The 23,393-nt window shown below is 41.4% G+C and carries 21 protein-coding genes, 3 tRNA genes and 1 pseudogene; 8 read left to right on the top strand and 17 right to left on the bottom strand.

Annotation, left to right across the window (positions count from 1 at the left end):
- Nucleotides 1-124 precede the first annotated feature (124 nt).
- From QQJ93_RS16225 to QQJ93_RS16185, 9 genes are all read right to left on the bottom strand, one after another.
- Complete coding sequence (locus tag QQJ93_RS16225; protein ID WP_244943692.1) at nucleotides 125-1,078, bottom strand: AraC family transcriptional regulator; 954 nt, start codon at nucleotides 1,076-1,078, stop codon at nucleotides 125-127.
- Nucleotides 1,078-2,379, bottom strand: a complete 1,302-nt coding sequence (locus QQJ93_RS16220) for a tetratricopeptide repeat protein (protein ID WP_284186120.1) — start codon at nucleotides 2,377-2,379, stop codon at nucleotides 1,078-1,080. Before QQJ93_RS16220 ends, QQJ93_RS16225 begins: the two co-directional genes overlap by 1 nt.
- Before the next feature lie 44 nt (nucleotides 2,380-2,423).
- Complete coding sequence (locus QQJ93_RS16215; protein ID WP_089122544.1) at nucleotides 2,424-3,110, bottom strand: energy transducer TonB; 687 nt, start codon at nucleotides 3,108-3,110, stop codon at nucleotides 2,424-2,426.
- Nucleotides 3,111-3,120: 10 nt separating this feature from the next.
- Complete coding sequence (locus tag QQJ93_RS16210) at nucleotides 3,121-3,528, bottom strand: ExbD/TolR family protein (protein WP_027697458.1); 408 nt, start codon at nucleotides 3,526-3,528, stop codon at nucleotides 3,121-3,123.
- Complete coding sequence (locus QQJ93_RS16205) at nucleotides 3,525-4,034, bottom strand: MotA/TolQ/ExbB proton channel family protein (RefSeq protein ID WP_160117495.1); 510 nt, start codon at nucleotides 4,032-4,034, stop codon at nucleotides 3,525-3,527. Before QQJ93_RS16205 ends, QQJ93_RS16210 begins: the two co-directional genes overlap by 4 nt.
- A gap of 35 nt (nucleotides 4,035-4,069) precedes the next feature.
- Nucleotides 4,070-5,443 (bottom strand): MotA/TolQ/ExbB proton channel family protein, encoded by a 1,374-nt coding sequence (locus tag QQJ93_RS16200; protein WP_089122542.1) that lies wholly within the window; start codon nucleotides 5,441-5,443, stop codon nucleotides 4,070-4,072.
- Entirely contained in the window at nucleotides 5,443-6,279 is an 837-nt protein-coding gene (locus QQJ93_RS16195; protein WP_089122541.1) for a DUF3450 domain-containing protein, read from the bottom strand. The genes QQJ93_RS16200 and QQJ93_RS16195 overlap by 1 nt, the downstream gene beginning before the upstream one ends.
- Nucleotides 6,280-6,532: 253 nt before the next feature.
- Nucleotides 6,533-7,957, bottom strand: coding sequence for a glutamate--tRNA ligase (gltX, locus tag QQJ93_RS16190; RefSeq protein WP_089122540.1), 1,425 nt, complete (start codon nucleotides 7,955-7,957; stop codon nucleotides 6,533-6,535).
- Nucleotides 7,958-8,305: 348 nt separating this feature from the next.
- Nucleotides 8,306-9,775 (bottom strand): OprD family outer membrane porin, encoded by a 1,470-nt coding sequence (locus QQJ93_RS16185; protein WP_089122539.1) that lies wholly within the window; start codon nucleotides 9,773-9,775, stop codon nucleotides 8,306-8,308.
- 544 nt (nucleotides 9,776-10,319) lie between these two features.
- On the opposite strand from QQJ93_RS16185, the gene QQJ93_RS16180 reads away from it, so the two are divergent.
- Together QQJ93_RS16180 and QQJ93_RS16175 are read left to right on the top strand one after the other, a co-directional pair.
- Complete coding sequence (locus QQJ93_RS16180) at nucleotides 10,320-13,103, top strand: heavy metal translocating P-type ATPase (protein WP_089122538.1); 2,784 nt, start codon at nucleotides 10,320-10,322, stop codon at nucleotides 13,101-13,103.
- Between the two features lie 54 nt (nucleotides 13,104-13,157).
- Complete coding sequence (locus QQJ93_RS16175) at nucleotides 13,158-14,039, top strand: TraB/GumN family protein (protein WP_089122537.1); 882 nt, start codon at nucleotides 13,158-13,160, stop codon at nucleotides 14,037-14,039.
- Nucleotides 14,040-14,054: 15 nt separating this feature from the next.
- On the opposite strand, the gene QQJ93_RS16170 is transcribed toward QQJ93_RS16175, so the two are convergent.
- From QQJ93_RS16170 to QQJ93_RS16160, 3 genes are all read right to left on the bottom strand, one after another.
- Nucleotides 14,055-14,567 carry an RNA methyltransferase gene (locus tag QQJ93_RS16170; protein ID WP_089122536.1) on the bottom strand — a complete coding sequence of 171 codons (513 nt, stop codon included), beginning with the start codon at nucleotides 14,565-14,567 and terminating at the stop codon, nucleotides 14,055-14,057.
- A 273-nt stretch (nucleotides 14,568-14,840) separates the two neighbouring features.
- Nucleotides 14,841-14,917: transfer RNA gene (locus QQJ93_RS16165), tRNA-Pro, on the bottom strand.
- Between the two features lie 295 nt (nucleotides 14,918-15,212).
- Nucleotides 15,213-15,359 (bottom strand): hypothetical protein, encoded by a 147-nt coding sequence (locus QQJ93_RS16160; protein ID WP_284186119.1) that lies wholly within the window; start codon nucleotides 15,357-15,359, stop codon nucleotides 15,213-15,215.
- Between the two features lie 139 nt (nucleotides 15,360-15,498).
- Between QQJ93_RS16160 and smrA the strand changes: the two genes are divergently transcribed.
- Complete coding sequence (smrA, locus tag QQJ93_RS16155) at nucleotides 15,499-16,080, top strand: DNA endonuclease SmrA (RefSeq protein WP_089122535.1); 582 nt, start codon at nucleotides 15,499-15,501, stop codon at nucleotides 16,078-16,080.
- Nucleotides 16,081-16,178: 98 nt separating this feature from the next.
- The gene (rluF, locus tag QQJ93_RS16150) at nucleotides 16,179-17,237 is read left to right on the top strand and encodes a 23S rRNA pseudouridine(2604) synthase RluF (RefSeq protein ID WP_089122534.1); all 1,059 of its coding nucleotides are present in this window, start codon (nucleotides 16,179-16,181) and stop codon (nucleotides 17,235-17,237) included.
- Nucleotides 17,238-17,321: 84 nt separating this feature from the next.
- Here rluF and QQJ93_RS16145 read toward each other — a convergent pair whose 3' ends face one another.
- The 3 genes from QQJ93_RS16145 to QQJ93_RS16135 are packed head-to-tail and all read right to left on the bottom strand — an operon-like array spanning nucleotide 17,322 to nucleotide 20,334.
- Nucleotides 17,322-18,434, bottom strand: a complete 1,113-nt coding sequence (locus QQJ93_RS16145; protein WP_089122533.1) for an ABC transporter permease — start codon at nucleotides 18,432-18,434, stop codon at nucleotides 17,322-17,324.
- Complete coding sequence (locus QQJ93_RS16140; RefSeq protein ID WP_089122532.1) at nucleotides 18,431-19,375, bottom strand: ABC transporter ATP-binding protein; 945 nt, start codon at nucleotides 19,373-19,375, stop codon at nucleotides 18,431-18,433. The genes QQJ93_RS16145 and QQJ93_RS16140 overlap by 4 nt, the downstream gene beginning before the upstream one ends.
- The gene (locus QQJ93_RS16135; protein WP_089122531.1) at nucleotides 19,375-20,334 is read right to left on the bottom strand and encodes an HlyD family secretion protein; all 960 of its coding nucleotides are present in this window, start codon (nucleotides 20,332-20,334) and stop codon (nucleotides 19,375-19,377) included. Before QQJ93_RS16135 ends, QQJ93_RS16140 begins: the two co-directional genes overlap by 1 nt.
- A gap of 123 nt (nucleotides 20,335-20,457) precedes the next feature.
- On the opposite strand from QQJ93_RS16135, the gene QQJ93_RS16130 reads away from it, so the two are divergent.
- From QQJ93_RS16130 to QQJ93_RS16120, 3 genes are all read left to right on the top strand, one after another.
- Nucleotides 20,458-20,604, top strand: a complete 147-nt coding sequence (locus tag QQJ93_RS16130) for a hypothetical protein (protein WP_284186118.1) — start codon at nucleotides 20,458-20,460, stop codon at nucleotides 20,602-20,604.
- Nucleotides 20,605-20,911: 307 nt separating this feature from the next.
- Nucleotides 20,912-20,998 (top strand) — tRNA-Leu (locus QQJ93_RS16125).
- Nucleotides 20,999-21,143: 145 nt separating this feature from the next.
- A tRNA-Cys gene (locus QQJ93_RS16120) sits at nucleotides 21,144-21,217 on the top strand.
- A 262-nt stretch (nucleotides 21,218-21,479) separates the two neighbouring features.
- On the opposite strand, the pseudogene QQJ93_RS16115 reads toward QQJ93_RS16120, so the two are convergent.
- A pseudogene (locus tag QQJ93_RS16115) lies at nucleotides 21,480-21,617 on the bottom strand (IS5/IS1182 family transposase); the annotation flags it as partial.
- Between the two features lie 74 nt (nucleotides 21,618-21,691).
- Between QQJ93_RS16115 and QQJ93_RS16110 the strand changes: the two are divergent.
- Nucleotides 21,692-22,084: a hypothetical protein gene (locus QQJ93_RS16110; RefSeq protein WP_089122530.1), complete on the top strand. Its 393-nt coding sequence runs from the start codon at nucleotides 21,692-21,694 to the stop codon at nucleotides 22,082-22,084.
- Between the two features lie 829 nt (nucleotides 22,085-22,913).
- Here QQJ93_RS16110 and ybaK read toward each other — a convergent pair.
- Nucleotides 22,914-23,384 (bottom strand): Cys-tRNA(Pro) deacylase, encoded by a 471-nt coding sequence (gene ybaK, locus QQJ93_RS16105; protein WP_089122528.1) that lies wholly within the window; start codon nucleotides 23,382-23,384, stop codon nucleotides 22,914-22,916.
- Nucleotides 23,385-23,393 lie beyond the last annotated feature (9 nt).

Raw genomic sequence — 23,393 nt, 5'->3', positions numbered from 1 at the left:
ATTATCATTTCTAAATGATATCTATTTGCAACAATGGAAAGTTAACAATTTGGTGCATCTTTAATATTTGAGGGAACTTTTTGTGGTGTCTACCAAGGCAGCTTCAAGGAGATGTCATTTGAGCTTAAGATTTATGATTCTCAATCGGTAACCAATACTCCATATAAGCATCCGGTGAGTTCAGTTGATAATTAGCCGAATAGATTTCCAATTCAAAACCGTCTACCCCACTATATCCACTTTGAGGTAACCAATCGCTAAATAACCATTCCAGTTTCGATTTAAGCTGCGCGATCTCACCGCGATGAGGTAGAACAACATACTCTTGATCGGGAATATATAACGGTTTTAAATTCTTAGGTAAGTTATTACTACACTCTTCCGATGCCCAATAGGTCAAACGGTCATCATGGAGTGATAAAGTATCAATAACGCCATAGCGAAGAGCAGGTGTAGTATTGCCTGCACCGTTGCTAATAGAGTCTTGTGATTTTAAGCGTTCAAATTCATGCCAAATAGTGGGTACTAATTGCTGAAAATCAGGCTGGGAAGAAAATAACCCCCCTATCTCTCCTTGATAGCCTGCTAAACAAAATGCTGGCTTGTATTCAATTCGAATTTGGGTGAAATCATGATCGCCTATCTTCAAGGGTAATGCTTGAACATTTGTGCTTGAGGGAGCAATAAAGGTGATAGGTTGGCGTAATCCAGTACGAATACCACGTTTACGGTACTCTCTTGGTGAACAACCAAAAAACTGCTTAAAGGAACGGCTAAAACTAATTTCAGAGTTAAAACCAAAAGCTAGTGCAACATCCAGCACTCTATCTGTAGACGAATCTAAAAGACTTTCAGCGGCGCCACTCAGTTTTAATTCACGGATATATTGCGCAACATTTACCCCTGTCTTGGCAGTAAATACGCGTTGTAGCTGCCAACGAGACCAACAGCTTTTTTGTGCAATATCATCCAAAGATAATGGTAGAAATAGGTGATGATGAATAAACTCTAATACCTTTTCGATTCGAGTAAATTGTGCTGATTGCACACTACACCTAACCATCTCAGTCTCTGCCATTAAGAAGACATTCCTTGAAGTTCATCTTGCGACTGACTTTGCAGTTTATTATTTAAGAATACAATCCAAGTTTGTGCAGAAGCCGATGGTTGCACTTCATTAAGACGCTTAGCCTCTGCAAGTGCATCGTTATATTTTTCTAAGCGATACAATAATTGAATTTTCGCTAAACCAAATTCAGATTTTTTAGCATAGGGTTGTGCTTTGTCGATCACTTGGTTGGCTTTATTGTAATCTTTTTGTTGAATATACAACTGCGTTAGGGGCCAGTAATATTGAGCATCACGTTTGGCTAATGCTTCCCAACTTGCAATAGCTTGGGGCCATTCACGCGCCATTTGATAGTAATAAGCTTGAGTCTTTTGGTTAGTAACTGTTTTACTCTCTGGGTAAGCTTGGAACATCTCTTCTAAAATTCGCGCACCACGCTCTGGAATTTTATTTTGCGCATACAACTGAGATAAGGACTTATAGTCATTGGCCGTAAATTCAAGATTATGCTTTTTAGCCAAAGAATAGGTTTCAAGTGCCGATTGATTTTTATGTTGTTGCAACTGAGTGGAAATTTGTTGTTGCCACCACGCTTTATTATTAGGCTCAAGACGGATCAAGTGCGTTAATGTACCTTCAGCATTTCCCCATTGCTTTAACCTAAATTCAGCGATCACTTGCATCCGTAATGCTTGTAAACGTTTTTTAGCATCGGGGGCTTGATATCTAATCACAGAACTCCGAACCTGTGCCCATTGCTGTTGTTGGTAATAAGCGGCTGCTAAACGAAAGTACACTTCATTGGTGTCTTTTTTAAATTGAGTTTTATCTGCACCACTTGGGGTATATTTGACGGCTAATGTATTGCGATATTCTTTGGCGGCATTAGCAAAGTCTTGCTCAGAATATAAGATATCGCCCAACATTCGATTGGCTTGCCACTGAACTTTTGGTTCTAAAACATTTAATCCAACCGCCTTTTTTAACGCTGTTATTGAAGATTTTGGTTGCTCGGCTTGCCAGTAATAGATCGCTAAAACTCGATTCACAAACGCTTTATCATAATCCGCTTTAGGATCATAAGACGTTAACACTTTAATCGCTTTATCGAGGTGGTCATTTTGTGCCAATTCACTAGCTTGAGTCAGTTTTTTACCGGTATAAGGCGTCACACCTGCGGCACTACTATTGAATGACACAGCAAATAGACTGATCAGAAGACACACCAATATTGCCTTCTTATTTAACAAAGAAAGCAAAAGATTGTGAAATAACTTATCCATACTCAACATCATAAGTTTGACCATCATTTTCTTTAGCCTTTATCCATTTACCATTAGTTATTAGTTACAGGCTATTGGTTTATCTTAAATTCAATTTTAACTTGTTGCCCTGGCTGCTTCACTGCGCTACCACCTTCAATTTGAGGTTGATACTTCCAATTACGTAAAGCTTGTATTGCTGGACGAACAAAAGCTTTCGAAGGCTCAGCTTCAACCACTTCAATATCTTCAGGGCGACCTTGTTCATTGATGGTAAATGACATCACCACATAGCCTTCCACTCGGCGCTTCAACATTCGTTGTGGGTAGGTTGGTTGAGCTCGATATAACGGCATTGCTTGCTGTTGTTGACCTACCCCTTGAGAAATATTATTGCTGACATTAATGTTGGGCATATTAATCGCCACGCCAACATCCGAGAATGCCATACTAGTATCAAGATCAACTTGAGGCGCCTGAACCGATGGCATTGAAGCTGCAGGCGTCGCTGGTGTTGATAATGCTTGTGGTTGCTCTGGTACTTTGGGCGGATCTGGTAATTGACGCTGACGGCGTTGTGAATCAGAATCTTGCTCTTGCATCACCACATCAAACGCAAGTGGTCCTTGGTCATCGGTTACGCCGGTTTTAACACTCCCAACCATCCAAGACATAAAAGAAAACAAGGCTATTGCGGTCACTAAACCAAGCGGGATTGCAATCAACAAGCGTAGCGATGCGTTATTCATATTGTGAGCTGTACTACTGTCACTCATCATTCATTCTCGCTTAAGACTTATCAGCCGTGGCTAAAGCAATTTTTGAAATACCAGCCCCTTTGGCAGCATCCATCACTTCAACAACCGTACCGTTATAAGCGTGTTTATCCGCCTGTATCACTAAGCTAGCATCAGGTTTATCAATCGCAATTTTTTCTAATGCTGCTTCTACTCGTTCGACGTCCACTCGACGTTTATCGATGTACACATCGTTCGCGGCGGTCACAGCAATAAAAATACCTGCATCTTTTTGCGCAGTCGCATGAGAGGCTTGAGGTCGATTAACCTCAACACCTGATTCATTCACAAATGAGCTGGTTACGATAAAGAAAATCAACATAATAAATACGATATCAAGCATCGAAGTTAAATCGACTTGCGCTTCTTCTTTTGCTTTTGTGGGACGAACTAATCTCATTCGCCGCTCCTTAATTGTTGTTCTAAGTGCAGCTCTTTACGAGTTGCGACTTTCACTAAACGAGAATGGGCAAACATTCCAGCTAACGCGGCGACCATGCCAGCCATTGTTGGTAACGTTGCCATTGAAATACCTGATGCCATTAATTTAGGATCATTACTGCCAGATATAGACATCAAATCAAATACGGTGATCATACCGGTTACCGTACCGAGTAGACCAAGCATTGGGCATAGGCTAACCAGCACTTTAATAAGGTCTAGGTTTTGCGTCAGCATCACATGAGCTTGCTGTAACATGCCTTGCTTTTGTGCCAGTGCGTACCAAGAATCATGTTCGTTGCGTTGCTTCCATTGACCTACCCAATCAGCCTTGGCATGACGATAAGACAAACTCAAAAAGAGAATACGCTCAATAATCAATACCCAGCATAAAAGCACAACCGCACCTAGCCACCACAACACTTGCCCACCACGCGCCATGAACTCTAAAAGATGAGAGTCCATCAGCTCAGGGAATTGAGTGGAAATCCAAGCCAACATTACGCATTAGCTCCGGCGAAATTTGTTGCCGATAAATTAGCTTTATCTGATTCAATTTCCGCGCGGCGAGCCACTAAGCTTACGCCTTGTTTTTCAAGCGTATTGCGGATCACTTCTGCGCGATTTGAAAGGATATTATGCGCTAGCAACAACGGCATTGCTGCCACCAAACCAAGTACAGTGGTAATCAAAGCCATTGAGATACCGCCAGCCATTACTTTCGGATCACCATTGCCAAATTGAGTAATAACTTGGAAAGTTTCGATCATACCGGTTACCGTTCCTAATAAACCTAACATTGGCGCAAGAGCTGCGAATAACTTCAGCATCGACAAACCACGCTCTAAGCCTTGTTGCTCATCGAGAATACTTTCTAGTAGGCGGAGCTCTAATGATTCAACTGACTGTTTTTTCTCTTTGTTATACACATTAAGAATACGGCCTAGTGGGTTATCATCGGTTGGGTTTTCCGGTTGTTTTAACTGCTTTGAGATTTGCTGCTGCGTCATTATTAAGCGAACACCGCGAACCAGAGCAATGATTAAGCCAATCACTAAAATTGCAATGATGATTTTACCGACAACTCCAGCTTGATCGATACGTTGCATCAAGGTTGGTTGATGTGCATATTGTTCAAGCATCACACCACGAGTAGGATCGATAAGTATGGCTTGATTCGCATCTTGCTTAAAGCTTGCCAGAGTTGGGGCATCCGATGGTAGCGCTAAATAGTTGGAAGCTTGCTGACGAGCAAAGTCCCATTTCACATAACCTTGCTCAGTGAGTAGTGCCATATCGCCAATACGTAGCGCATTCACTTGCTGAGTTTTACCATCACCTTGTACAAACGGAAGTGAAACAGGTGCGACTTCGCTGCCAGTAGTCACTTTGTATTGCATCGCTTGCCATAGGCCATTAAGCAGTTTTAAAGATGGTAGTGTATCGGTGCTGATCACTTTGTCTAATGTGGCATTAAAGGTTTTTCCTTGTTCGCCAAGCAGTGACGTTTCATAGCTTAACTGAACATCTTTAGCGGCTTGGCGTACTACACCAAACAATTCGCCTAAACTACCTGTCGCTAACTGAAGCTCTTTTTCTTTCTCTGCCAAAATTTCTTCATTGGCAGAAAAAGTATCACTCAATTGAGCATTTTCTTTTTCAATTTGTGCCAATTGTTTGGCAAGTTGGTCGCGCTTAGCTTGTAGCGCAGCACGTTGCTGAGCACTTAACGCAACGCGCTGTTGGTTATGTGCATTTTCCGTTTGTTGTTCCGCTTTCGCTTTATTGTCTAGTGTCGCGAGGTCATCGGCAGATGCACCCACACTCACAATCGCTAAACTGATTGAAGTAATAATAAGAGACAGTAACTTCATTATTTTGCCTCCTGAATAGAAGAATTAGATGCAGGAGCTTGAGTCACAGAAAGCGGTAAACGTAATAAACTTGGCGCTTGTTGCTTATTAGCTAATGCATAAGCTTGATTAATATCCGACTTTTGATCCGCTGGTACTTCTCGCCATTGTTGTTTAGTTTGAGACCATAACCATGCATGTTGTGAATCTTTACTGCGAGCGAGTAACACTACTTTACCGACGTACAATAAATCGACTTGGCGAGTATCATCTTGGTTTAGCTTAATTTGACCTTCATAGATGCCAAGCTTTGAGCCATAGTCCATTTCAATTTGGTAGGCTTCTAAAATTCTGCGGTATTTTTCTGCATCGGAAATATCTGAACGCCCCATTAGAGTTTTTAGTTCATCGAGACGCTTTTCTCGACTCACAAGACGAACAGGTACACCTTGCTCTAATGAAGATTGCAAACCATCAATCATGTGATACATCAAAGGGACTACCCCTTGGCGAGTTTCTTCTACATTAGTCAGTTGATCATCAATACTCACTTTTTCAGCTTCTTGACTTTCCACCAGCTTTTTCAAGTGAGTTTGATATAAAGATAGATTATCAACTTGATCTTGAAGGCGCTCTACTTCCGCTTGTAGTTGGAAACTCTGATCGGAATTAGAATCAATTTTTTGTTGTGCGTTTTTTGCCACTTGATTGGTTTGACGCTCAATACTGCGTGCATTATCCAAAGAGTCTGCCTGGGCTGAAAAACTAGAAATGACTAATAAAGCTAAAGTAATACCTTTAAGCTTGGTGCTCGCTTGCGCATAACGAGGAAGTGTTATTGATGATGGAAACTGCATGATTAAGTCCGTTCAATATAAGACGTCAGATAAACCAACGGATTTCAGTGAAGAAAACATTCTATATGATAAAAACGGAAAAGTTAATGATAATAGTTACCATTAAGAACAAATATCAAAAATAACCTTGATGTAAATCAGGTTTATTTGATTTTTATATCAATCAAAGCCATTAAATGGCGTAAAAAAAAAGCCGATCAATCGATCGACTTTTCATCAGGTGTTTTATACCCAAACCTTCAAGTACGCAGGGTTAAGCGTTTGCTTCACGTTCTGCAATAAAAGCTAGTGCCATTTTGATGCGAGAAATTACACGTTCTTGACCAATTAACTGCATTACTGCATCAACAGAAGGAGATTGACCACCACCGGTTACTGCAACACGAAGTGGCATGCCGATTTTACCCATACCGATTTCTAGCTCTTCACATACTTGTGCGATAACACCGTGTAAGTTTTCAGTTGTCCAATCGTTCAAGGCCTCCACTTTGCTTAACGCTAACTCAAGAGGACCTTTCGCGACGCCACGTAAATGTTTCTTTGCTGCGCCGGCTTCAAACTCTGAGAAATCTTCATAGAAATAACGAGATTGTTCAGCAAGCTCAATAAGAGTATTACAACGCTCACCAACCAATTTGATCACATCAGTAATCACTGGGCCATTTTCAATGTTGATGCTTTGGTTATCTAAGTGCCATTGCAGGTGCTCTGCTACGTATTCAGGCTCTGACGTTTTGATGTAGTGGTTGTTTAACCAAAGTAGTTTATCAGTGTTAAATGCTGATGCTGATTTGCTGATCGCATTCAAGCTGAAGAACTCAATCATTTCTTCGCGAGAGAAGATTTCTTGGTCACCATGAGACCACCCAAGGCGAACTAGGTAGTTATTGAGAGCATTCGGCAAGTAACCTTCATCACGGTATTGCATTACGCTTACTGCACCATGACGTTTTGAAAGCTTAGCGCCATCATCACCTAAGATCATTGCACAGTGTGCAAACGTCGGAACGGGTGCGCCTAGTGCTTCGTAGATGTTGATTTGGCGAGGTGTATTGTTGATATGATCTTCACCACGAACAACGTGTGTAATACCCATATCCCAATCATCAACCACTACACAGAAGTTGTACGTTGGAGAGCCGTCAGTACGACGAATGATCAAATCATCCAATTGACTATTTGCAATTTCGATACGGCCACGGATTTGGTCTTCAAAAACCACTGAGCCTTCTTTCGGGTTGCGGAAACGAATCACGCATGGATCACCGTCTTTTGCTGCTTGATTTACCGCAACAATTTTTGGATGATTCGCATCATAGCGAGCCATTTCTTTATTCGCTTCTTGTTCTGCGCGAATTTCATCAAGTAGTTCTTTTGATGCGTAGCACTTATAGGCTTTGTCTTCAGCTAGTAGCTTATCAACCATTTCGTTATAACGATCAAAGCGCTTAGTTTGGTAGTAAGGGCCTTCATCCCAATCCAACCCCATCCATTGCATGCCTTCTAAGATCGCATCAACCGCTTCTTGGGTTGAACGTTCAATGTCGGTATCTTCGATACGTAAAACAAATTCACCGCCTTGGCTTTTTGCGTATAACCAAGAATAAAGAGCAGTACGAGCACCGCCTACGTGAAGATAGCCTGTTGGGCTAGGAGCAAAACGTGTTTTAACCGTCATCAAAATTACCTTATCGAGTGTTTTACAAAGCAGGTTTTAACTCACTGAGTGGTGAAACCAATGCAGTGGCAAAATGTTGGGCACATTCTAGCACCCAATGCTAGGCACTAAAATAGCCAACCAATAAATTGACTCGAACAAGAAGAAAAAGGAAACATCAATAAGACATTTCCTCTTCTTATACCCAAGTGATTTCAAGATGCGAGTTTCAGCACCTTGAAATCACTTGGGTATAGCTATATCAATTTAGGATTTTGAATGAATGGCGGCCACCTTCATTCGGCAAGTGGCTCACAACATAATGCCATGAGACCACTTGATGTTGCTGTTAACTCAAGACTTCCGTAATTATTTCACTGTGAAAGGAATGGTTAAGGTTACTTTCAAGTCATTTTCATCTTGGAAGGCATTTGAGTAAGGAGCCCAGTCGTTTGCATTAGAGTCATTAACATAATGGGTGTAGTAAATTCCAAAGTTAGCCCCTTTTAATGCACCACTTTGAATTGAGTAGTATGCAAACGCACTACCTGAGTATTCTACTAAGTCATCAATACCTTGTTGGTCAGAATCCGCACCAAATGCATATACGCCATTAACACCGACTGTAAAGCCAGGTGCACCTAGATCGGAGAAGTCACGTTTTAACTCTGCGAAGAAACCTAGCTCGCCATCGTGGTTGAAATCCGAACGGTTATTCCACCAGATATCGTAAGCACCGTTTGAACCACCGTATGCTTCGGTTAAGCGATACGCCATATTACCTACGTTACCGCGAGTATCTTCTGAATCCGCTGAAGTGTAGGTACTTTCTAGACGTAGGCCGTATTGACCAAAAGTTTTAGATGTTAACAATACTGCTTGGAAAGCCGTTTTATCATATTGGTTGTCATCATCGACCACATACACTTGTGGAGAAATATACCAACCACCATCAGTGGTCATTTTAAATTTGGCGTGGGCATTTTTACGGTCACCATCCGTTAAACCAGCGTAAGCAACATCAATTAACATTTGATCATTAATGGTATAACGCATACCTACCGAGTAAGCATCACCGGCATCTTCAGCATTTGGTCCTGTACCTGTTCGGAAGCTGTAATCATGTTTGTACCAAGGCGCTTTATAGGCATCAGCATAGACAAAACCTAACGCAACAGGGCCAAAGTTCAGACCAACTTCCCCACCTTCATAAGTACCTGCGGCGTACGACCAGTTCACACCCATTGCAGTTGGTACTGTTGGTTGGAAGTAACCACCACGTGCAAAACCATATTCGCCAAGCTTCACTTTCACAGCAGCAGTTTGGAAAGCTGCGCCATTATCAGTACAGTCTGAGTTCCAAGTGCCCGAACACCCGGTGTTAGAACCAGGACTCATTTCGTATGGATTATTGACATTCCAGAAGTTCATTTCATGGTCTGGAGAACCGTTATTCCACATATCAAATGTGCCATACACGTTCAAATCCAAACCAATAATATCTTTTGCGTAACCCGATTTAATATCTAAACCGGCATAAATTGAACCATGGTCTAAGTTGGTATATTTAGAAGTGTCATGACCATTAGCATCAACTTTGGCTCGTGTACGGTCGCGCATCCAAACATTAATCGCACCATTTACCGTGGCATCTTCAAAAAATCCGCCTTCGTATGGTTTTTCTGCAACACCTTCACCAGCGACTGCTGGGTCATTCGGTGCAACATCATCCGCTGCATAAATTGCACTAGAATAAACTGAAGCACCAAGTAGTAAAGATGTAACAACACTACTGATTACTGTTTTCTTAAGTACAGTCCTTTGAGAAGTGATTTTCATATTTTTCCCCTATATTTTTATATTGTTCCTTAACAAGCTCTAGCTGGTGAACTTGTCTGGAAATGTTCCACGAGATAAGAATCCCACCTTTTTTTTAGAAGAAAATTAAATAAGAGATAAAATATGAACCAGCTCAAATCAAACACGGCATAAAAAAATATTATTAATAAAAAACAAATAGATAACTTAAAATAAAAAAACATAAAGCAAATATAAATGAGACATAGATCAACTTACTTTAGCTATTATTAGAACTATCAAGATCGAGTTCACACTCTTTTTATAGCCTTACTAATGTAATGAGTGTGTAAGCATCGGAAAGTTTGAATCTAAACACATTTCTTCTAACGTAAAAAACGTTAATATCGATTAAATTCATCAGGTTAAGAAATGAACACCTAGTTAGAGGTGAAAATAAAGTTTGATAAAACACCAGTCAATTCGCCAAACAATCAAATATATTGCACTCATCTTCTTGACCCTACCCTTGTGGGAAGGTTTATAGTGCAATCATTCCCCAGTAACGAATGTTTGAGAGGCCGCTATGAATCATTATCAATTAACATTGCATGGGCTAAATTGCATGGGCTGTGCTAAAAAAGCGCGCACTAAATTAGAAGCGCTCATCAATACCCAAGTTGATTCGATAAGTCCAACTCAAGCAGAGCTACATACAGAAGCAACATTAAGCGACATTAACCATGCGTTGAGTGAGTTTGGTTATCACGCAGAGCAGACCTTATGTTTTGAGCTCACTGGCTTAAATTGCGGACGCTGTGTGGCAAAAGTAGAAACCGCTTTAAATGAACTTCCTAACATTAGCCAAATGGAGGTTAGTAAGCATTCACTACGGATCACTAGTGTTTATGAAGCTTCTGATATTACTGATGTGATTAATCAACTTGATTATCAAGCCAAACAAGTAGAGAACGCATCATTCGAACCGGAAAAGCCATCCAATCAAAATGAAACGGCTGCTGCATCGCAAGTAGAACAACCTGCCCCTCAATTAGAAGACGTCAACGATTCATCCATCGCTTTGCATTTCTTAATTTCTGGCATGACGTGCGCCAGTTGCGTCTCATCAGTAGAAAAAGCCATCGCTTCACATCCACAAGTGAGTCGCGCTCAAGTCAATTTAGCCGAGCAAACTGCATGGGCTTACCTTGAACAAAACAATGTTGAGAAAGGTAACAATGCGAAAGAATCAGAGACTTTATCTGCACAGATTATTGAGCAGGTAAAAACAGCAGGGTACCAAGCAGAACGCATTCAAAATGACGACCAAATGCGAGAGCAACAACAAGCTCAATTTAGTAAAACTCAAAAGTCACATCGTAATAGTGCTATTGCAGGTATTATTATTGGTGTTCCTTTAATGCTGTGGGGCTTATTAGGTGGCAGCATGATGATCACTAACCCTCAATCTCAATGGGCTTGGGGAGTGATTGGCATTATTTGTCTCGCGCTACTGGCAACCGCTGGTAAACCGTTTTTCATTAATGCTTGGCAAGCACTGACTCACAAACGTGCCACTATGGATACCTTAGTCGCTCTCGGTACTGGCGCCGCTTGGTTATATTCTATGTTGGTAGTGATTGCACCAAACTGGTTTCCTGAACAAGCTCGTCATGTCTATTTTGAAGCCAGCGCAATGATCATTGGTTTAATCTCGCTAGGCCACTATATAGAAGCAAAAGCCAAAGCAAGGACGACCGATGCGCTGCAAGGTTTGATCAACCTACAGCCTAAAACGGCTACGCTCTATCAAAATGGTGAAGAAAAACAAATCGCCGTAAAAGATATTCAAACAGACATGATAGTGCGAGTGAAACCCGGTGAGCGTATTCCAATTGATGGTGTGGTTGTCGAAGGTTCATCTTATCTTGATGAAGCGATGCTCACTGGTGAACCCATTGCCGCACTTAAACAAAAAAACGACAAAGTGTTTACTGGCACCATCAACCAAGACGGTAGTTTATTAATTCAAGCGACTATGGTTGGCGAGCAGACTACTCTGGCACGCATCATTCAATTAGTGCGCCAAGCTCAAAGCAGCAAACCTGCGCTAGCTCGTTTAGCGGATCAAATCTCATCTGTATTTGTGCCGGTAGTCATTATGATTGCCATTATTGCCGCAGCAGTGTGGTATATATTTGGCCCAACACCACAAGCCAGTTATATGTTGGTTGTGGTGACTACCGTTCTAATCATTGCTTGCCCTTGCGCACTTGGCCTTGCCACTCCACTATCGATTACGGTAGGGGTTGGTAAAGCGGCAGAGCTTGGCATATTAATTAAAGATGCCGAAGTGCTACAAACCGCGAGCCAAATTCAAACCATCGTCTTTGATAAAACCGGCACGCTAACTCAAGGAAAGCCAAGTGTTCAAAGTGAATTCTGCTTAGTTTCAAACACAGAAAAACTGTGGAATGATGTTTATCAGTTGGAAGCTCAATCTGAACATCCATTGGCTCAAGCGGTTTGCCAATATATTAAACAGACATATACGAGTATTGATACCTCAAACACAAAGGTAGAGCACTACCAAACCGAACGTGGTTTAGGCCTACAAGGTAAAGTAAGCGGTCATCAGTACTGGATTGGTAGCCCACGTTACCTAGAAGATAACCAAGTATCGCTAACCGAGCATCGCAATTCACTCACACAGCTTGAAAAAAATGCCGAAACGCCAATTTTGATTGCTCAAGATGGTGAACTAGCTGCCATCATTGGGGTATCCGATCCATTGCGCGAAGAGTCGAAACAAACCGTCAACCAATTGCACAAAATGGGTATCGAAGTAGTACTGCTGTCGGGTGATCATCCATCGGTAGCCAATGCAATAGGTAAACAACTCGGGATTGATAAAGTCATTGCTGGCGTGCTGCCAGATCAAAAAGCACAACATATCAGCTCACTGCAAAATTCAACTGAAAATAAGCGAGTGGTTGCTAGACGTATAGTAGCGATGGTAGGCGATGGCATTAATGATGCGCCAGCATTAGCTCAAGCCGATGTTGGCATTGCGATGGGAAGCGGCTCAGATATTGCCATAGAAAATGCCAATATGACTCTACTTAAATCATCACCATTAGCAGTAGTGCATGGCATTGAGTTATCTAAAGCTACAGTAAAAAACATCAAGCAGAACTTACTCGGAGCTTTTCTTTATAACAGTTTAGGCATTCCAGTGGCGGCAGGTGTACTGTATCCATTTTTCGGTATTATGCTCAGCCCTGTTGTGGCTGGCGCAGCAATGGCGCTTTCATCCATCACAGTGGTGAGTAATGCCAACCGCTTAAGATTATTTAAACCCAAGCAGTAATCAAAATACAGTAGTATGCTTATGTGATTGATATTATTTACCTTCAAGGCTGATATGAAAAACTGGCGTCCTCTTCTACTTTCTTTATTGTCACTGCCCTCTTTATTATTTGCTACGACAAGTCACTCCGAACCATTGGTTTGGAAAGCAACTAAAGGGCAGCAGCAATTAATGCTGATCGGCACCATTCATTTGGGACATAAAAGTATGTACCCACTGCCGGAAGTGTTAGAGCAATTTTTAAAAACCAGTGACGGATTAGTATTAGAGGCCAACCTTGAAGAAGGCATGCCACCAATAAACTTTGATGGTGTCATACTTACTAAGCAAGTTCTCACTTCAGAGCAAAGAGAGCGACTTGATAAAACGGCGACAAAACTCAAACTCGACCCGATTATGTTACTCAATTTACCGCCTTGGTTAACTGCAGTCAGCATTGAGAATCAAACTTTTGAGTCACTTGGTTATGATGCCAGTGAAGGCGTTGATCAGACCATACAAAAGCAAGCTCAAGCATTAAAAATTCCATTGCTAACTTTTGAAACTCTTGCCCAACAACTCGATGTATTGCAAAACCTACCAGATAACGGCAAAAGCTTATTACTTGATGCAATCAGTGATGAAGATCAGCAAAGTGAAGATGTTTATTCATGCATGATTCAAAGCTGGCAAGATGGCGATCAAGACAACTTACTCAAACTACTGGAGACATCAGAGTGGGATCTGCAAACCAGCGACGCCCTTCTGTATAGCCGCAATCAAGATTGGATAAAGAAAATCACTGACCCATCGTTTCTATCTCCAACAGGTCAATATGTTATTGCGGTAGGCGCGTTGCATTTAATCGCCGAGCAAAATTTGATTCAAACACTGACAGAGCATGGTTACCACGTTACTCAGGTAACCACCAGTAAAGACAGTTATTGTCAGTTTTAGAGGCTATTGAAGAAATTAAACAACTTGCAAGTGATTACGATTATCACGACTTTTACGAATTAATTCATCGCCCTGCTCAACATTCGATGATTTAGCCAACCGGTCATACAGCAAGACATTAACCGTAGCGGCTAAATTCATACATCCTACTGTTGGTACATAAACGACTGCATCAGCTTTCGACACCACACTTTGCTCGATACTGCCATCTTCAGGACCAAACACATATAACGCTTTTTCTGGGTGCGAAAACTCAGGAAGAGCAATCGCCCCTTCAGCTAATTCAACACACACGATTTTAGTATCTTTATCTAAGCCTTGTAGCATGTCATCAACACCATCAAGTGGAATATGACGCGCAACACTTTTTGTATCAGTATGAAACTTAGCCGCTTTTTCATATCGAACACCAGTATAGCGCACTGCATCAGCACGATAACAACCTGCCGCGCGCATCACAGCGCCTACATTCGAAGGGCTCTTGGGATTGGTTAAACCTATAGTGACGTGATTATTTGAATTATTCATTATCAATAACTAGAAAAAATGGAAGTCGGATAATAGCAAAAAACATCACCATTTTTGGTATGTTTTTTAAGTGATCGGTGAAGAGCCAAGATTCTAATATCAGGCGAACCCCCGACTCGTCGGGACTAAATGCAAAAAAGGCTCTGCATTTCTGATGCGGATTTCTTAATATGGTCAGTGAAGAGCCAAGATTCTAATATCAGGCGAACCCCCGACTCGTCGGGATTAAATGCAAAAAAGGCTCTGCATTTCTGCAGAGCCTTTTCTTAAAAGTGGTCGGTGAAGAGGGATTCGAACCCCCGACCCTCTGGTCCCAAACCAGATGCGCTACCAAGCTGCGCTATTCACCGAAGTTTTACTTTCGCTTTTAGTTAATCAAACTAGAGGGTCGCCCTCTGGTCCGCTCATTCCTAAAAGCCGGAGATGCACTACCAAGCTGCGCTATTCACCGGAGATGCGTATATTACGGATTTTATTAGTAAGCGCAAGGGGTTTTAGGCAATTATTTTACGATTTTAAAAAATAACGTTCGTTTGCTGATTTTATAATCAGATGCGATTCCCATATTCCCCTGCACCGTTATAATTTATCTATATATACCCAAGTGACTTCAAGATGCAGGATTCAGAGCTATCATCCAAACCTTTAGGCAAGGAAGATTGGCGAAGGAATGTAGACACCTTTCAAACCAATCTGACGCGGCATAAAGGTTTGAATGAAGCTCCCGAAGGGCAAGTTAAAACAAGCTTTATGCGGCGTTAAATTGAGTAGAGATAGAATAACTATGATCATATTCAATTTGCCTTGCCTAAAGCTTGTTTTATTCTTGCTGAAACCCGCATCTTGAAGTTACTTGGGTATAGTCAAAGTAACTGACGTTTCAGCCTCAAGTACGAAGGGTATAACAGCTTTCCATCAAGTGGTGATGATTATGACAGACGATAACGATTTAGACTTATTCCAACAAATGATGGGCGATGTTAAACCGATAAAGCAAGATACGACTATTCGTACCAAAGAACGAACAATCACTGAAGCTCATTTGGCTAGACGCCAAGCCGCCGTCTCCCTATCTGAAGAGTATGACGAGTATCTGTCGCTAGATAATGCTCCTATGTTGAGACCTGATGATATTTTGGAATACAAAAAAGATGGCGTTCAAGATGGTGTATTTCGTAAGCTACGTTTAGGTAAGTACCCTATTACTGCTAAATTAGATTTACACCGTCGCACCTTGGAACAAGCTCGAGAAGATGTCGTCTCATTTTTACGCCAAGCACAACGTCTTGATACCCGAAGTGTCTTAATTGTTCACGGTAAAGGTGAACGTTCTAACCCACCAGCACTAATCAAAAGTTATGTCGCAGCATGGCTCGAGCAAATTTCTGATGTGATGTGTTTTCATAGCGCTCAACCTTTTCATGGAGGAAGTGGCGCAGTATATGTCCTTATCAAGAAAAGCGCCGAGATGAAATTAGATAACCGAGAGCGCCACCAAAAACGTATGAGTTGAATGAGTAAATCTGCTAAACTCTACTACCTTCATCGCTCAAGCTATCTTTTTGATATATCGCTGAGCATTTCCGTTGTGAAACGTCAAAAGAGATTATTATGACCCACCAAACTGCTGCTATTCGTTTAAATAAATTTATCAGTGATTCCGGTTTCTGCTCACGTCGTGAAGCCGACAAGCTTATCGACCAAGGCCGTGTAACCATCAATGGCATCGTGCCAGAAATGGGGACAAAAGTACTGCCTGGTGATGATGTTCAAGTCGATAACAAGCCGATAAAAAGTAAAGAAAAGCCTATCTACATTGCCCTAAATAAACCAACGGGGATCACTTGTACTACTGAGCGACACGTTGAAGGCAACATTGTTGATTTTATTGGTCACCGTAAGCGTATTTTCCCTATAGGACGTTTAGATAAACCCTCTGATGGTTTGATTTTCTTAACCAATGACGGTGATATCGTAAATAAAATCTTGCGTGCCGGTAATGCCCATGAAAAGGAATATGTGGTACGTGTTGATAAACCGATCTCTGAAGAGTTTATTGCTAAGATGGGGTCTGGTGTCGATATTTTAGATACCACGACTCTACCTTGTCAGGTTAGCAAAGAAACTGATTTTTCATTCCGTATTGTCTTGACTCAAGGTTTAAACCGCCAAATTCGTCGCATGTGTGAAGCGCTTGGTTACGATGTTTATAAACTGCGTCGCGTACGCATTATGAACATCACCATTGATGGTCTACCAAATGGTAAATGGCGTTATCTCACCGATGCTGAAATTACTGAAATTCATAATATGATTGAAGGCTCCGTTGGCACCGAAGAAGCCTCTAAAGTGGCAGCTGACGGTCACACCATCGCAAAAGCGACAGACGCAAAACTGCACGATGCTCGCAAGCAAGCACAAGCTGAAAAAGAACGGGAACTGAAAAAAGAACAAGCGGGGCAATTTAAAACTTACCGCGGCAAGGGTGAATTTGAACGTAAACCTAACAATTCACAAAGCCGCAATGGTGAACGCTCTGGTGGCAACCGTAGCCGCAATCAAGACACGCCGAAATCGGGTTCGAATTCTCAAGGCAAACCAACCAACAAAGGCTCTCGCTTCGGTAATTCAAACAGCAGCACCATCAAAAAATGGACGCCAAAGAAGTAACATCTAAGTCATGAAAATGAAGCCCATGAAATATTCACTTTCATGGGCTTTTACTTATCTGAAATTTTTCTACCTAAAATAAACTTAGTCCAAGGTTTTCTTAAATCGTAAAGCGGCAACAATAATTCCGCCAACCGTAAAACAAGACAACCAAATCACGTCTCTATACAAATCTCCCAAATCTGCCCCTTTTAATACTAAAGCTCGAATCAATGACATGTAATGGGTTGCAGGTAATATCTGGGAAATCCATTGGGCAATGACTGGCATGCCTTCAATCGGAAACATAAAGCCCGACATTAATATCGACGGCAAAATGACAAACAAGGTTAATTGCATTGCTTGCAGTTGGGTTTTCGCAATAGTGGAAATCAATAAACCGAGCGTCAAACTGGCAGAAATAAACACTAGTGAACCAAGGAAAATATCGATAATAGAACCGTTAATCGGTACACCAAATATCCAATGGCCAAGACTAAGTACTATGGTAACTTGCAACAAACCCACGAATATATACGGCACAATTTTAGCAATCATCAATTCCAACGAAGAGACAGGTGTGGTGATCAATAGCTCTAAGTTACCCTGCTCCGATTCACGCACTATCGCAATACTGGTAAACAGCACCATGGTCATACTTAAAATGACTCCCAACAAGCCGGGAACAATATTAAGTGCGGTTTTCTGGCTGGGGTTATAAAACACCGTCATAGCAAAAGTTCTATTGTCTGGGCGTTGGTCTGCTGAAATATTGCCAAGCTTTTCAGGATAAGAAACCGGCAAATTCTGCAAAGCTAAAATAGAGGAACTTATCATGCTATCCGAACCATCAATCATCCATTGACCAAGTTCTCGGCCTTGTGCTTGGCGCTGAGCTAAATCGTGAGGTAAAACTAACGCTGCGCGTATCTCACCAGATTCAATCGCTTGCTGAGCTTCTGTGGATGAGTCGTATTGATGAATGATATCTACCACCTGTGAAGCTTTAACCGATTCAATAATCCAACGCGACGCTTGAGTATGGCTTTGGTCGACAACCGCAACAGGAATATGTCGCACTACGGTATTTATCGCATAGCCAAATAACAAAAGTTGAATAAGCGGAAGCATCACAATCATGGCATACGTAAGCCTGTCACGAGATAACTGGCGAAACTCTTTCATCATGATGGCTTTCATACGAAATACGTTGATCATTGACGTCCTTCTCCCGTAACGCTGACAAATACATCCTCTAACGTAGGCCGTACGATTTCCATTTCTGCTGTAGCCAATTCCGGCATGGCTTGACGTAACCATTCAATTGGCTTGTCGATATCTTGATAAATCAACACTCGTAGGCGAACGCCTAACTGAGCTGCGGTTCGGATCTGCTCTTGCTCCAATAGTTTTTGCTTCAGCTGACGTAAGTTCTCCGCTTTTATCTCTACCACATTAACGCCCATTTGCAGCATCAAAGCTTCGGGCTCACCATCCGCCCGCATTTTACCTGCTTCCATAATCGCTAAACGGTGGCATTTTTCTGCTTCATCCATGTAATGAGTAGTGATCAAAATAGTAGTACCTTGATCGGAAAGATCGAAGAGTTTTTCCCAGAAATCACGACGATTTTCAGGATCAACAGCAGATGTCGGTTCATCCAAAAATAACAATTCTGGCTGATTCATAGTGGCAGATGCCAAAGATAAACGTTGCTTTTGTCCCCCACTCATCCCTTTAACTCGCTGCTTTCTTAACTGATCTAAGCCATAAGTTTGAAGCTGTTGTTCAATGCGTTGTTTTAGTTGTTCTTTCTCCATGCCATAAATTTGTCCCATAAAAGTGAGATTTTCTTCTACGGACAAATCATCATATAGCGAGAATTTTTGCGTCATGTAACCGATTTTTAAGCGTAGTTTCTCGGCATCTTTAGGAATTTGATAACCCAAAACATCTATTTCACCCGAAGTAGGTGTCAACAAGCCAGTTAAAGTACGAATAGTAGTAGATTTGCCGCAGCCATTAGGTCCTAAAAAGCCATAAATACACCCTTTGGGTACCGTAAGAGAAATATCATCAATCGCTTTAAAATTGCCAAACTTTTTCACAACATTTTTGGCTTGAATAGCGATCTCGTGCGGGGGATTGGATTGAGTCATTAGATTCCCTCCAAATCCACTTGCAAAGGAATGCCAGCCGGTAATGAATTTGCTGCTTCTGGTAGGTCGATTTCGGTTAAATACACCAAACGTGAACGATCTTCTTCCGTCATAGTGCGATATGGCGTAAATGCAGGTTCAACCGAAATCCATCGTACTGTGCCTTTCATCGCCTCGTCCACACCATCAATATGGACGTTCAACGAAACGCCAGCATGAATTTTATGTTTGTAAGGTTCGGGCATATACACTCGGGCATAAGGTTTTGCGTTGGCTTGTACTATAGCTACCACCGCACGATCCGGTACACGCTCTCCTAAATGATAAGGCAAGGAATCTAAAATCCCATCTCGTGTGGCAATAATAGAAAGTTCATCGAGTTTATGTCTTTGCAGCACAACTTCAGCTTTAGCGGCTGCCAATTGGGCTTGCGCCGATTCAATATCCTCAACTCGGTTACCTTTTGTGAGTTTTTGCCAAGTTTGATAAGCCGAATCATACGTCGCTTTGGTGGCATCACGCTCAGCCAAGGCATTATCACGTTCCGAAATCGACACAAGTTTTTTGCCTAGCAGTTCCGACATGCGAGTGTAATGCTTTTGTGCATCAATCAACTTAGCTTTAGCGTTAGCAAGGTTGGCTTTAGCCGCATCAATATCTTCAACTCGTTCACCATTGGACATTTTGGTCAAATTCGCCTTCGCTTGAGCCAACTCAGCTCTGGCTTTAGCCAAAATAGCTTTCTGGTTTTTATTATCTAGTTGCAGTAATAGTTGCCCCTTTTCAACCTTGGAACCTTCTTTTACCGGTAACTCAATGATGATTTCACTAGCTGTTGAGAGCAAACTAATACGCTCTCGTTCTAAGGTACCTGACGCTTGAGTTGAGTCTTGTGGTGAGCAACCAGAAATGAGTACCCCAAGAATCACTATTACAAAAGCACCTATTCTTTTAACCATGATTTTCTCACCCAATATTTATACCGCTGTTAAGTCTAATGATTCTCATCATTTATACCCAAGTAACTTCAAGATGCGAGTTTCAGCAAGATTAAAACAAGTTTTAGGCAAGGCAAATTGAATATGATCATAGTTATTGTATCTCTATTTAATTTAACGCCGCATAAAGCTTGTTTTAACTTGCCCTTCGGGAGCTTCATCCAAGCCTTTACACTGCGTCAGATTCGTTTGAAAGGTGATTACATTCCTGTACGAATCTTTCTTGTTTAAAGACTTGGATGATAGCTCTGAATTCTGCATATTGAAGTCACTTGGGTATAAACTTAGCTCTTGTTCTATAAATAAAAAAATAGTACCTCAAATTCTATGGATTACAGAAGTCAATTGAACAAAACAATAGCAATACTGGGTATAAAGGAAACAAAAAGCCCAAAAAGCAGGCACTTAAACGCATTTTTAATAAAAAAAGGTTTACCTATTCGCTCAATGCGCTAAAGTACGCCTCGTTCTCCAGACAAACGGGGAATGATGGTGTTCTAACTTTTCAGTTAAGTGCCCTGTAATTTAGATTACATGTGCCCTGGTGGTGGAATTGGTAGACACAAGGGATTTAAAATCCCTCGGCGTTCGCGCTGTGCCGGTTCAAGTCCGGCCCGGGGCACCATCTAAAAATCTGGATAATATGTTAAAGATAAAGACGTTAAGTTTTTCGGTTTAAAATCCAGTCAGTGGTTCCCACTGCGTCGGTTCAAGTCCGGCACATCATATAAACACTTCAAAAGTTCTATTCAAAAACACCTAAAAAAAATGGCGCCTTGGCAGAGTGGCTATGCAGCGGATTGCAAATCCGTGGACCTCGGTTCGACTCCGGGAGGCGCCTCCAAATTTAAAAAGCCTGACTAGAAATAGTCAGGCTTTTTGCGTTTATATGCTACGGTTTTTAGACTCAACAACACATTTTTGCCCCTTTTCTCGTTAGTACTTTTACTTGTACTCATTCACATCTTGTCAATACGAGCTTGCCCTACGAAAAGTTCTCCCTATCTTTTATTCGTTATCCGGTCGGTATCATGAGGCAGAGCGATTATATTGGGAAAAAACTTTATAACTGTGGTCAATGTTACTTGACTACTACAGTCACTTCATGGAATACCTGTTCTCATTTGGTAGAGTTCCCCATCAAAGAGCATTCGGTGTTCAGATTTGTTATAAATACGACCTATACTTTTCACTACTTTCTGTAGCAGTTCCCACCAAATATAGGCTAATATTGTTCTTGGCAAAAAATTATAACAGGCTAGTTGTGCCGCTCAAAAAACACTCACAAAAGATCTGCATGCCCTAGGAAACTGAAAAAATGAAACTATTAAATAAAGCAATTCTACTTATGGCACTTGCGGCTTTTGGTACTCAAGCAACTACCATAGTTCCTAGTGGTCAACTTTGTGATTTTGCTGCTAAGGAATATGGAGTCATGCATTCAAAGTTTAATGGGCATGACCTTGAAACGGAATATGTTAGTGAAGGTGATAACGTTTGTACTATAGTAGTAACGTTGAAAGGAGATGCGATTCAAGCGTATTACGACAAGTTAGATCCTAACCAAGTTTATGGCGACCTTGATGCTGCTATAGACAAGCTTACTGGTAATCTTAAAGAAGGTATTGTTTTGAAAGGTAAATTTATTACTATGTTAAAAGTAAAAGGTAATGGTTTGGTTACCACCTTTACAAAAAGTAAAAACTTTTAAATCAAGAGAAAATTGCTTTAGTGCTATCAAAGAGTAGTGAAACTTTTCTTAAATAGACAACACATATGACGAAAGGCAATATTCATTGGCTATTACACAAAGTCCTGCTGTGGGACAAGGTTTCCTCTATACTTCATACTTACCGCAGAGCGCGGTTGTTATACGCAAGGAGTCTGTTTGACACCGGAAACGATGAATTGGATAACTCAAAAGGTTCCTGAATTTTCACAACTCAGAGATGATGAACGAGAAGCTGTCAATGACTTTTCATTTCTGTGGAGCTTATTCGAAGGCAGTGTCCTAAACTGTCATTGCAATGTTGACAAGATTAGGCGCTTCGTAAGGAACCTTGAGCAAACTAATAGGTTGGCTACTATCAGTATGTCTCCCTATGTCGGTTACCTTCGTAATCGCTACTACGTCGATGGAACCCTTACAAATCATTATCAACATTTGCATATTGCACGAAGTGGTAATCCTTCAGAGGTGGTGCAAATGTTGTGCAATGAAAACAGTAGTCATTCTATTCAGTTAATTGGCTGCTTGGTTGTTATATTCCGGCTGAGAAATAACTTGTTCCATGGTGAGAAGTGGAGATATCGGTTACAAGGACAGCTTTATAATTTTCAACAAGCAAATCAGTTTTTGCGTAATGTCATGGACTGTGTATAACAAAGCTGTAGCGGATCAATTTACGTTGTGCTGGGCGTTGATGCGAGAAACTTATCTAGTATTCATTCAGTTGTAGTCTTTGCAATATTCAGAGTAATCAAAAAACTGGTAACTCACCACTTCTACTAAAACGAAATTGTCCAAAAATGCTTTACCCCTAACACAACTCCACAAACTTCGCTCTCGTTAAATTCGCCAGATCTTGTGGGTCAAGCTCTATCTCTAAGCCTCGCTTACCAGCAGAAACGCAAATAGTATCAAAGTCGAGGGCCGATTGATTAATGAAGGTCGGCAAGGCTTTCTTTTGTCCTAATGGGCTGATTCCCCCTACCACATAACCTGTGGTTTTCTGGGCAATATCAGGATCTGCCATTTCTGCCTTTTTTGCGCCCGCCGCTTTTGCGGCTTGCTTTAAATTCAACTTGTTCTCAACAGGAATAATCGCTACCGCAAGATTTTTCGCTTCGCCATTAAGGCAAAATAATAAGGTTTTAAATACTTGTGCTGGATTTTGTCCTAGTACCTCTGCCGCCTCCAGGCCATAACTTGCCGCATTAGGATCATGTTTGTATTGATGAACGGTATGAGGAATTTTTTTCTTTTTAGCGAGATTAATTGCCGGTGTCATAATTTGCCC

The organism is Vibrio algivorus, from assembly GCF_030161215.1.
Lineage (GTDB): Bacteria > Pseudomonadota > Gammaproteobacteria > Enterobacterales > Vibrionaceae > Vibrio > Vibrio algivorus.
This window is presented reverse-complemented; position numbering and strand designations above follow the sequence as displayed.